Raw genomic sequence first — 10,658 nt, 5'->3', positions numbered from 1 at the left:
CGGGCCGGCGAGGCGAGCCGTGTCGGGGAGGGGCTTGTCCCGCGGCCAGCCGGGATCGAGCAATTCCTCCTCGCCCCATGGGCGGTAGTCCGGGTTGACGACCGGCCCGGCACGCCATTCGATCTCGCGGCCGAGCGCGATCTGGATATAGTCGGCCGCCCCGGGACCGGTCGGCGCGAAGACGAAAGCGCTGGTGCCGCGCCACTCTGTGATCTGCAGGTCCGAGTCTTTAAGGCGCGCCCAGGTCGCCTTGACGTCGCCGGCGTCCTTGGCGATCTCTGCCGTCATCCACGGCCGCAGTTCGCTGACGCGCGTGCCGTCTGGCCGGATGATCGACCTCGTGTCGCGCCAGTAGTCATCGTCTACCCGGACCATGCTGAAGTCGAATCCCGGAAAGACGGCAGCGAGGGCAGGGACAAGATCAGCGTCCGCGGAATCGGCCGGAAGTTTCGCCAAGAGCGCTTCCAGTGAGGCCGCATCAGGCAGGCGGACAGGGGAGGGGGTCATAACCGAACCTCTTGCGGGATTAGCGGGATTTCCGTATATTACGGAATAAAGGAGAACGCATCATGACCTCCACCGTAACCGCCGCCGAGGTCTCGAAGAACTTCGGTGCCTACCAGGATGCCGCCGTGCGCGAGCCGGTGATCATCACCAAGAACGGCCGCCCGCGCACCGTGCTGATGGCCTATGAGGATTTCATCCGGCTCTCGAAGCGCGACCGCCGGGTCCAGCGCACCGCCGAGCTGAGCGAGGCAGAGATAGCTGCCGTCGAGGCGGCCGAGCTGACAGCCGATCCCGAGCATCTCAACACTCCTGCCGGCACACATGCTGCCGACTGACGTCCGCGTCGGCTGGATTTTTCGCTATGCCTATCTCTGGGACTGGCAGCACCGCGAGGGGCGGGAGGAGGGCGACAAGGACCGTCCCTGCCTCGTGCTGGCGATCGTCATGACGACGGAGGAGGGCGCGACGATCGTGCGCGTCCTGCCGATCACGCACACGCCGCCCGCGCATCCGGCCGACGCCATCGAGATCCCAGCCGACGTGAAGAACCGGATGCGGCTCGACGGCCAACGCTCCTGGATCGTGCTGACCGAAAGCAACCGCTTCACCTGGCCGGGACCGGACCTGCGCGCCGTCGACACCAAGAGCGGCTACCACGGCGCACTGACGCCCGGCCTGTTCGCGGAGGTCAAGCGCCGCTTCGTGGCGATCGCCCGGGGCGAGGTCGCGACCAGCGCGCCGCACCGGAGCGTGCCGCGGACCGAGTGACGGCCGCCGACGGCGGCCGGATGCGTCCGGAAGAGGGGAGGGGGCTGGCAGCGGCGGCGTCCTTTCGTCGATGGGAGGCCCGGCTGTGGTGATTGTCCGGGCTGAGGACGCCCAGAATCGCCGATCTGCGAGGCGGTGTCCGACACTATCGATAAGATCGACTGCCTCACGTCGACGGCGATCCCTTCATGATCGCGATCGCTGACTTTCACGCGCCAGCCTCGATGATCTGGAGCCGGGAAGGGCTGATCGGCTATCTTTACGGATTGAGCGCAGAAAAGGCGCAGGTCGACGGTCGGCCACAGGCCGTCGCGAGATCGTCGCAGCGCCTGCGGGGACCCAGCGCCTTTCCGGCGGGACTGTTCACCGACGACCGCTGCAGCGAGCTTTCGGCCATCATCTTCTCCAACGCCTGCTCCATCGCCAAGCTGAACCGCGTGGCGGTCTCGGGTCTCGGAGCGCCAACCGGGCTTCGGTACACCAGGGTCGGAATGTTCTTCGACCGCACCCCCGGCGCGCTCGCGGGCATTCCCTTCTGCCACGACGTCACGAGCGCTGAATATCGCGGTCTCTGGCCTCACGGATACGAGCCCTGGTCAGCCGAGCTCGAAGTTTTTCATAACCCGTTCGCGCGCCATCGCGTTCCGATCGAACTTATTCCTGAAGCGGCCCACTGGTTCGACCAGGACGGCGACCTCACCTGCAGCTCTGTTCACGAAACGTCGATCCTGTGGTCGCAGACGATGATCACCGAGGAGAGCGCCCGGGCGCCAGGCCTCGCCGACTTTCTCCCGAGCGGCGACGCCAAAATCTGACGTCGCTCTCAAACCGACGCCTGCACCTCCACGTCCTTCATCGCCGCGAGCGCCAGCTCCGCGAAACGCATGAGATCCAGATCCGAGCGCCCGTAGACCCGCACGAGCCCGTCGTCGCCGACCACGACGCCGACCGCGGCGGCGACGGCCAGGCGTTCAAATTTCGGCCCATGATCTACAGGCAGGAAGGCCGCGACATAGGGTTGTTGCGCCTGATGCAGTCCGCCGAACCCGCCCGCGTTGCAGCTCGCAACCGGGATGCCGCCAAGCGCCGACACCGCGACAACGGCCGACGCGACCCCGACATCAAGGCCGAACAGTTCATCTTCAGGGGAATCGGCTTCTAAACGCTCATCATCAAAGGCTTCGGCTGCGGCGTTGATGTCGTCCGCCGCCATGAAGCGCTCGACAATCGCGCGCTCGATCTTGAGCACCGTCGAGAGATGCTGGGCGCTGAGGCCCACCAGGTCCTGATAGGCGCAATTGCCGACGAAGTAGCCCGACTCGTCGGCGTCCTCGATCTCCGTCTTCGTCGGCCAAGCCAGGCGACGAACATCGATGACCTGCAGCAGATCGGCTTCATAGGCGTTAGCGCGCCACTTCACGGCCGGCCTCCCGTCTTGACACGGTCACGAACAGGAACAAAATAGAAACAGAATTGACGTGGCGCCACGGAGGCGCCACCGTGACGTCATGAAAAGCGAATCGAAAACCGTGCCGGTTCGGGAGCTCGACCGCTTCACGCTTCGCGTCGCGGACGAGACCCTCGCCGCTATCGATGCGCTGTGCGCCGTTCGGCCCGGCAACGTCTCGCGTAACACTTGGATAACCGAAGCAGTCCAAGAAAAGCTATTGCGCGATACGACGAAGTCGCTTGTCCCGGACAATGATCGGTCAGCTCATGGCTAATTTCTATGAGTTTTTTGCCGGCGCCGGCATGGCGCGATGCGGGCTCGGCGACGAGTGGACCTGCCTGTTCGCCAATGACTTCGACTTCAAGAAGGGCGCCGTTTATCAGCGCAATCATGGGGTCGGGGGTTTTCAGGGCGGCGACATCCGTCACATCACGCTCGATCAGATGCGCGGCGTTCCGGATCTCGTCTGGGGCTCTTTTCCCTGCCAGGATCTCTCACTCGCGGGCGGAGGCGCCGGACTGCGAGGCGAACGATCGGGCACGTTCTACCCGTTCTGGGACATCATCCGCGATCTTCGGCGCGACGGTCGTGCACCGAAACTGATCGCGCTCGAAAACGTGTGCGGGACGCTGACCTCCCATGGAGGGAGCGACTTCGGCGCCATCTGCGAAACCTTCGCGCTCGCCGGCTATCGCCATGGTTCGCTGATCATCAACGCCGATCTGTTCGTTCCGCAGTCGCGGCCACGCCTGTTCATGATCGGCGTTCGCGACGACGTTGCTATCGACCCCGCTTTGCTCGCCCCAGCGCCGCTCGATCCCTTCCATACCCGCGGCCTTCGCCGTGCTGTGGAGGGGATTTCGCAAAAGGCGCGCGAGGCGTTGCTGTGGTGGAATCTGCCGACGCCGGAGCGCCGTTCGCGCACTTTCGCGCATGAAATCGAGGAGGCGCCGGACAGCGTCTCATGGCACAGCCCGGCAGAGACCGTTCAGCTGCTCGCGATGATGTCGGCGATCAATCTCGCAAAGGTCGAAGTGGCCAAACGCGCCGGGCGGCGCATGGTCGGGGGCGTCTACAAGCGCACGCGGCTCAACGAGGTTGGCGTCAAGGTTCAGCGGGCGGAGGTCCGGTTCGACGACGTCGCGGGTTGTCTGCGGACGCCGGCCGGCGGATCAAGCCGACAGGTCATCCTCGTGGTCGACGGGCCGGTCGTTCGATCGCGACTGATCTCGTCCCGCGAAACGGCGCGGCTGATGGGATTGCCGGAAGAGTACCAGCTTCCTCGCAACTACAACGAGGCCTATCATCTCACGGGCGACGGGGTCGTGGTCCCGGTCGTGAGGCATCTGGCGGCGCACATTTTCGAGCCGCTGCTTCACCCTGCTGCTTCAAAAAAGCGGGCTGCTGCGTGAGCGTCATTCCCTGCGCTCGAAACGAACGGCTTCGGGCGCAGATCGAAGCCTTCGCCGAGACGCTCAAGACGGAAGCGCACAAGCTCGGCGATCACGGGCTCGACGAGCGCGAATTCTACGACAGTCCGATCTTTCGAGGCGCCATCGAACGTGTCCGCGGCCAGTTCTCGGCGACGATGCGCGGCAAACGCGAGTTCGTCCGTCATGTTCTCAATCACATGGAGGACGCCGGTTTCATTGCAGGCTGGGACGAAAGCGAGGACGCCGCCCGCAATGACTATGTCGTGCGGCTGAGCAGCGGACGAACCGCGGTGATCGATCTCAAGGGATGCCTCGACGGCAACAACACCAACATCTTCGAACGTCCAAGCGACGCCGACGAGTTCGTGATCTGGAGCCTTTGCACCAATTCCGGGGCCGATCCGCGGCGCAACGCCTGGTCCGGCATTCATACCCGGCTCAGCGCCGAGATGGTCAGCCGCGGTCAACGTGTCGACGGCGTCGTCATCTGGGACATGATCTGCGGAACCGTCGCGCGCCGTTGCCCGAAACTCGCTGCGGCCGACGCCGGCGATCGCTCGAGCGAGTTCGGATCGTTTCGGACGCCGCCGCCGTGTATCTACCTCTTCCCGTCTGCTCCTCCGACGCGCGATCGTCCGATCGCCGTCGCTCAGGCGCTCGATGACGTCGAGCTGCTCGCAGCGTTCAACGCGTGCTTCAAAGGCCGCGAGGACGAACTCAACCATGTCGCGTTCGAGCTGACGCAGACCGGGGACATGATCGAGCGCGCGACCACGGTGGTGCGCGCCGGCGACGTGGCGCGGGCATCGGGTCCGACGGCGATCCGTCGTGTTTGACTTCGGCAATCGACCGCCAAGCGACGCTATCAACGTTCCGCCATTCGAAACCGAAGATCTTCGGACCAACCTCACACGGTTTCTCGACACGCTCTTCACCGATCCGTCCGGCGTCGGGCGCCGCGTCGGGAATTTCCGCTGGGGGGTCTATGCGTTCTTCGATTACGACCGTGAGCCCATTTATGTCGGTCAGACCAATGAACGCCTGCGGACGCGGATACGCCGTCACCTGACGAACCAGCGCACCGACGCCGTGGCGATGTCGGTGCTCGATCCGTTCGAGGTGTTCGAGATCGAAGTTTGGCCGCTCCCGCAATATGAGACGGCGAGCCGCTCCGACGTCGACGCGCGCCGGCATCTCGATGCGCTCGAGCGCATCATCACGAGCCAGGCCGTCGAGCGATCGACGTTCAAAGCGATCCTCAACGAGAAGGATCCGCCGCCCGGCGACCTGGTGGTCGAACCACCGCCGTCCTTTCGCGACCGCATCGTCTCCGATCGCGTCTTCGAATTGCGCTCGCATCCCGATTTCCGGATCGCGCGGCGGTCCCTGATCATTTCGCGGCTCGCCCAGGTCATCTCGGAACGCAAGGTCCAAGGCGGCCTCCGACGCGTGATGCTGACGCAGGCCAGACGCCTGGCCTGGCTCGCCAGCCGCCGATATGAGGCGCTCGGCGGCGCTGCCTCCGTCAGGGAGGAAGGCGAAGACGACTCCGAGGCGTAAGCGGATGCCACTTTGTTGCCGCCCTTCCTGTCTGATCATGCGCTGAGCGCCCGCCGCCGCACCGAAAGCAGCGCCATGATCATCGGCCCGACCGAAAACTCTCCTGCCACCGCCTTTCGGGTCAGCTCTCGGAGATATCCTCCTGCGCTGCTGATCGCCTCCCCCCGTTGCAGGATCGCGGCGAGCGCCGTGACGGCGTCATATTCGCCGAGCGCTTCGCATGCATCGTCCCAGGCGCTTGGGCTGATCCCCAGCACGGATCTAACCACTCTGGCGGTCGCCATGAGATCCCGCCAGCAAGAAATTCCGCTCCGTGCGTAGTCGATGATATCCGGGCACGCGTCAAGGACGAGCCCTAGTGGGAAAGATCCCTCCCGTTTCCCAGCCGTTCGGATCCGTTGCTCGGGCTTCGCCGCCTGGCTTTCTGAAAAGCCCGGTTCAAGATCAATAGGGGTATTGGTTTTTGAATTCTGTTTGTGGCGCTCAGTCTGGGACTCATTGGCGCTTGAATCTTTTGTTTTCGCCTTTGCCTCCAACAGGATGAGGATGTCTTCGGCAAGCGCCGCCAACTCATCGGCCAACGGCTCGAGCACACCACGCGACGCCGTTCTTGGTATGCGCCCGACGAGCTCGCGGAATCGAACGTGAGCCTCCGTCCAGCTCGCAAACCCGCGCCCGGCCGCCCGGCAGGGCGCATCCTCCTCGATCGCCGCTTCGATCATCTTGGCGATATCGCGCCGACACAGCGTGATCCGCTCCCTCACGATCTTCAGGGCGCGCTCTTCGGCCGTGATCTCGTCCGCAATCTTGTCGATCTCGTCGGCGCGCGCGACCAGCGGACCGAGATCGAAGCCGTAGGCGGTTTCGATCTCGCCGCCGTTTCCGCGACGGGCGTAGCGCTTGCCGTTCGGGCTGTCGCGCCGGCAGATCAGACCCGCGTCCACCAGCACCGCGAGATGACGCCGTAGCGTCGCTGGAGCCATGCCATGCGACCGCAGCGACAGCTGGGCGTTCGACGGGAACACGATCAACGCGTCGCCGCCGAGCGTCGTATCTGGGTGAAACGTCAGAAGGGCGTTTAGCACCGCCAGCGCCCGATCGGAGACGTCGAGCCGCGCTTTGGCGGTGCAGATAGCCCGAAAGAGGATCCATTTGTGCACGACCTTATCGGCCGGCCGCGCGTTCGCCAGCGCCTGTGTCGCCACATGGGCGAGCGTCAGCGATCGCCGCCCGAAGGGCGTCGTCGTGTGTCTGGGTTGCATGTCTTCGCCTTCATCCAGGCAAAGAAAACCTGCTCGCCGAAACGGCGTTTATCGAGCCGGGACGCTTGACTGCGATTCGCGGAAGTGGGATTCTCAGGTTGCTTAGGACTGAGAGAGAGGCTTCCGGACGCGTTTCGGGGGCCTTTTTCTTTGTTTGGATTCTCCGTTCAGGGTTGATCGGAACTCGGGTTACGCACCCTCGCGGGTTTTCCAGTCCGCGAAGATCTGGGGAAACGACTGGGCGAAATAGGCGGCGAAGGCCGCAGACGCCTTCTTGTCGATCTTGAGCGTCAGGACTGTCTCGTCGTCTTTGAGCGTCGCCGCACGCGCCCCGTTGGGCAGCGTGAAGGCCTCGGCCGTCCGATCGCTTCGCCCGGTCTCCTTCTGCGTCAGCCGCCCGAACACATAAGAAAACCGCTCGTCGGATTTGCGGGCGGCGAAACTCGGGCTCGCCGCGAGTTCGCGCGCCCGCGCGGCGGCGCCATCGCCTTCAAGGCGCGCCGCAAGTTCCACCCAACGGTCGCGCCCGGTCTTGGGAGCCGGGCCAATCGCCTCGATGAGATCCCGAGGGATCTTCACTGCCGATGAGATCAGACGCGACAGCCCGGTCTTGTCGACCGCAAGCGCCGCCATGATGGTGTCCCGACCGAAGCCGCGCTCCTCGAGCGCGGCCGCGAACAGCGCACGCTCGATGAAGGACAGGTCGGCGCGGGCGGAATTCTCCTGGCCTTGCGCCACCACGAGCTGTTCGTCGGTCAGCGGCTTGACCACAGCCTTCACGGGTCGGCCGAGCTCGGCTGCGGCGCGCAAGCGTCGGCGGCCGTAGACGATCTGGTAGCGGCCGATCTCCGTGGGATGGGTGCGAACAAGGATCGGGACCTGCTGCCCATGCTCACGAATGAGCGCGACAAGGTCAGAGTGCCCTTCCGGACCGTCATCGAGCCGGTCGGTGATGAACGAAGGATCGATTTTGTCGACGGCGATATCGACGACAGTCAGCGCCTTGACCTCCTCGAAGGAGCGGCTCACCACGCCGATCGCACTGGAATTCGATAGCGTACGGGGCATCACGCTGGCGGATGGCAAAACGTTGGCCGGCGCCTCGTCAGGCTTGCCGTCCAGCAGGCCACCGAACAGGTTCTTGCGCGCCATTTACGCCCTCCCCCACGCCGAGCGGATCAGCTGTTCGATCTCGTTGTTGACGTTGTCGACGGCTTCGCGCGCGCGGTCGTAGGTCGCGCGGGTGAACTGGTCGCGGCTCACTTCATAGAGCGTCTGCTTGGTGATGCCGGCGTCGGCGATCGCTGTGCTTTTGAGCATCGGATAGTTCAGCACGTGGTCTCGAAAAATCGACCGCATGAAGGACACCATCTGGTTCTGCGGTCCGTCGCCAGGCTCGAACCGCGTCACCAGATAGCGCATCCAGTCGTAGCCCATCTGCCCGCCGGCGTTGGCCACGACGCTGAGCAGGTCGCTGGTCATGATCAGGAACTGGCACATCGACATGACGTCGAGCATCTGAGGATGCACCGTGACCAGAACCGCCGTCGCCGAGCACAGCGCCGACATGGTCAGGAAGCCGAGCTGTGGCGGACAGTCGACGACCACGACGTCGTAATCGTCCGCGACGGACGCCAGCGCCGCGTCCATGCGCGTGAAGAACATGCCGCCGCCGGCGCCTTGGTCGAGAAGAGCCTTCGGCGTTTCGTGCTCGAACTCCATGAGCTCGAGGTTTCCCGGGACCAGGTCGAGATTGGCGAAGTAGGTCTTGCGGATGATGTCCTTGAGCTCGCGCCGCCCGCCGCCGTAGCGGATCGCGCCATAGAGCGTTTCATTTTCGCCGACGTCGAACTCGGGCTGCACGCCGTGCAGCGCCGACAGCGAAGCCTGCGGATCGAGGTCGACCGCCAGGACACGGTAGCCTCGAAGCGCTAAGTGCTGCGCGAGATGGGCTGCCGTCGTCGTCTTGCCGGACCCGCCCTTGAAGTTCACGACCGTGATGACCTGGAGGCGCTCGTCGCCCTGTCGTTTAGGCACGTAGCGCCGATCCGACTTCCCGCTGGCGTCGAGAAAAGCCCTGAGGGCATGAATGTCCTCGATCGCATAGGAGCGGCGTCCGTGCGCGCCGACGTCGACCGCAGGCCCCTTGCCGTCGAGCGAGAGCTTTCTCAGATAACCGTCGTTGACGCCGATCAGCTTGGCCGCTTCGCCGGAGGAGAACCGTCGAAGCGTTTTGCGCGAGTCCGGAGGGAACAGCTGATGGCGATGCGCCTGGAGCTTCGCTGACAGCTCGCGAGCATGAGCGCCCACGAGCTCGTGGATCGCCCGCGGCGCCGAAGACAAGGTTGTGGCTGTATCCACGTGGTTCTCGCGTAAACACGGCAAACGGCGCGTTCTCGCCCTTTTGCCGTGCCTAGAGTGCCCGATTCCCGATTCTGCGCAAGAAATAAAGGGTTAACGAGACGTTACCTGCTCGACTTGCAATCCATGTGTCCCGTGGATTGTAAGTCTCAGACGAGGGAACGCGGCTTGTCCGATCCTCGGGTCGCGATCAGCCAATCCATCAACCGCCCTAGTCGGGAGGTTGCCGGCCGGCAACTCGTGTGGCTCCCCCGCAATTCCCACGCCAGTTGCCGGACGGCAACTGTCAGCCAAGCCTGGCCGACTCGCCTCGCTCGATCTCGACCTCATTGTAATACGATGAGGCCTGCTGCATCGAGCGATGCCGGGTTTGCCGCATGGCTTCCTGCAGGGGCACGCCGCGCCGCGCGGCCTCGGTCAAATAGCCCGATCGCAGGCCGTGTGCCGAATAGGCGGCCGGGTCCAGTCCCGCCTGACGGCAGCGTTTTTTGAGGATCGCGTTGACGCTTTGCGCGTCGATCGCCCCCTCCCCGATCCGATCCCAGCGATCAATCCGACGAAAGATCGGCCCGGCGGCGATGTCCGCCGCAAAAAGCCATGACAGCAAGGCGTCGACCGGCCGGCCGACCACCACGACGCGTTCGTCCTGGTCGGCCCCCGCGGTCTTGGTGCGGCCAAGCCTCAATCCAAGCGAACGCAGCATGACGCCTTGAGCGTCGCCGCGGCGCGCCGGAACCGGCGATCGCTCCATCAGGTCCTCCACCGTCAACCTCGCGACCTCCGATCGCCGACGTCCGCCGGACCCGAATGCGATCAGAAGGAGCGCGCGGTCGCGGGCGTCGATCAGCCGCCCCCCGCCGCAGGTCGTCAGCAGCCTGTCGAGGATGTCGCGCGTGACGGCGCGTGCGCTTTTGCGGCCACGCGGCCGGTCCGTCGCCATGGCCGCAAGTCGCATGGCGTTGCGGATGTTGGGGCTGGAGAACGGCCCCTCCAGGCCGCGCCAGCGATGAAACGTCGCCCAGAGCGCCATTCGGCGCCGTACGGTCGCCACCGCATGGGGGCCGTCGGAGCGCAACCGGCCGGTCGCGGCGAGAGCCTGTCGGACGCTGTCGGGCATGCCGTGTCCGGCGTTCCGCGCGCGCTCGGCCGGATCCCAGAGATGGTGGGCCACAAACCGAAGAACGATCGCTTCCGGCGCCGGCCAGGGGAGGGCGAAGCCGTCAGAGGCGCGCGACCAGGCTTCGAGATAGCCGAGATCGGACGCCATCGCCCGGAGCGTGTTGGCGCCCATGCCCTTCTGCGCGAGGTGGCGCAGCG

At 64.9% G+C, this 10,658-nt stretch carries 11 protein-coding genes and 1 pseudogene; 6 read left to right on the top strand and 6 right to left on the bottom strand.

Annotated features, from left to right (window positions below; all coding sequences use genetic code 11):
* Positions 1 to 507 (bottom strand): annotated as a pseudogene (locus tag EK403_RS15840) (hypothetical protein); the annotation flags it as partial.
* Positions 508 to 569: 62 nt separating this feature from the next.
* On the opposite strand from EK403_RS15840, the gene EK403_RS15835 reads away from it, so the two are divergent.
* The 3 genes from EK403_RS15835 to EK403_RS15825 all read left to right on the top strand — a co-directional run bounded on the left by EK403_RS15835 (position 570) and on the right by EK403_RS15825 (position 2,090).
* The gene (locus EK403_RS15835) at positions 570 to 842 is read left to right on the top strand and encodes a type II toxin-antitoxin system Phd/YefM family antitoxin (protein WP_128778425.1); all 273 of its coding nucleotides are present in this window, start codon (positions 570 to 572) and stop codon (positions 840 to 842) included.
* Positions 829 to 1,275 (top strand): plasmid maintenance toxin (PemK-like), encoded by a 447-nt coding sequence (locus tag EK403_RS15830; protein ID WP_128778424.1) that lies wholly within the window; start codon positions 829 to 831, stop codon positions 1,273 to 1,275. Before EK403_RS15835 ends, EK403_RS15830 begins: the two co-directional genes overlap by 14 nt.
* Positions 1,276 to 1,463: 188 nt before the next feature.
* Positions 1,464 to 2,090, top strand: coding sequence for a hypothetical protein (locus tag EK403_RS15825; protein ID WP_128778423.1), 627 nt, complete (start codon positions 1,464 to 1,466; stop codon positions 2,088 to 2,090).
* A gap of 8 nt (positions 2,091 to 2,098) precedes the next feature.
* Here EK403_RS15825 and EK403_RS15820 read toward each other — a convergent pair whose 3' ends face one another.
* Positions 2,099 to 2,695 (bottom strand): hypothetical protein, encoded by a 597-nt coding sequence (locus tag EK403_RS15820; protein WP_128778422.1) that lies wholly within the window; start codon positions 2,693 to 2,695, stop codon positions 2,099 to 2,101.
* Positions 2,696 to 2,991: 296 nt separating this feature from the next.
* Here EK403_RS15820 and EK403_RS15810 point away from each other — a divergent pair, with 296 nt between their 5' ends.
* The 3 genes from EK403_RS15810 to EK403_RS15800 are packed head-to-tail and all read left to right on the top strand — an operon-like array spanning position 2,992 to position 5,718.
* Positions 2,992 to 4,137 (top strand): DNA cytosine methyltransferase, encoded by a 1,146-nt coding sequence (locus EK403_RS15810; protein WP_128778420.1) that lies wholly within the window; start codon positions 2,992 to 2,994, stop codon positions 4,135 to 4,137.
* Positions 4,134 to 4,994 carry a hypothetical protein gene (locus tag EK403_RS15805; protein ID WP_128778419.1) on the top strand — a complete coding sequence of 287 codons (861 nt, stop codon included), beginning with the start codon at positions 4,134 to 4,136 and terminating at the stop codon, positions 4,992 to 4,994. The genes EK403_RS15810 and EK403_RS15805 overlap by 4 nt, the downstream gene beginning before the upstream one ends.
* Positions 4,987 to 5,718 carry a GIY-YIG nuclease family protein gene (locus tag EK403_RS15800; protein WP_128778418.1) on the top strand — a complete coding sequence of 244 codons (732 nt, stop codon included), beginning with the start codon at positions 4,987 to 4,989 and terminating at the stop codon, positions 5,716 to 5,718. Before EK403_RS15805 ends, EK403_RS15800 begins: the two co-directional genes overlap by 8 nt.
* Before the next feature lie 35 nt (positions 5,719 to 5,753).
* On the opposite strand, the gene repC is transcribed toward EK403_RS15800, so the two are convergent.
* The 4 genes from repC to EK403_RS15780 all read right to left on the bottom strand — a co-directional run.
* Positions 5,754 to 6,980, bottom strand: a complete 1,227-nt coding sequence (gene repC / locus EK403_RS15795) for a plasmid replication protein RepC (protein WP_128778417.1) — start codon at positions 6,978 to 6,980, stop codon at positions 5,754 to 5,756.
* A gap of 189 nt (positions 6,981 to 7,169) precedes the next feature.
* Positions 7,170 to 8,132, bottom strand: a complete 963-nt coding sequence (gene repB, locus EK403_RS15790; protein WP_128778416.1) for a plasmid partitioning protein RepB — start codon at positions 8,130 to 8,132, stop codon at positions 7,170 to 7,172.
* Complete coding sequence (gene repA, locus EK403_RS15785; protein WP_245479734.1) at positions 8,133 to 9,341, bottom strand: plasmid partitioning protein RepA; 1,209 nt, start codon at positions 9,339 to 9,341, stop codon at positions 8,133 to 8,135.
* Positions 9,342 to 9,627: 286 nt separating this feature from the next.
* A partial coding sequence (locus tag EK403_RS15780; protein ID WP_128778446.1) for a tyrosine-type recombinase/integrase occupies positions 9,628 to 10,658 on the bottom strand: 1,031 nt, incomplete at its 5' end.

The sequence above is a fragment of the Hansschlegelia zhihuaiae genome, assembly GCF_004103825.1.
Lineage (GTDB): Bacteria > Pseudomonadota > Alphaproteobacteria > Rhizobiales > Methylopilaceae > Methylopila > Methylopila zhihuaiae.
Note: the sequence above shows the minus strand (reverse complement) of the source record. Positions and strands in the feature narration are given on the sequence as shown.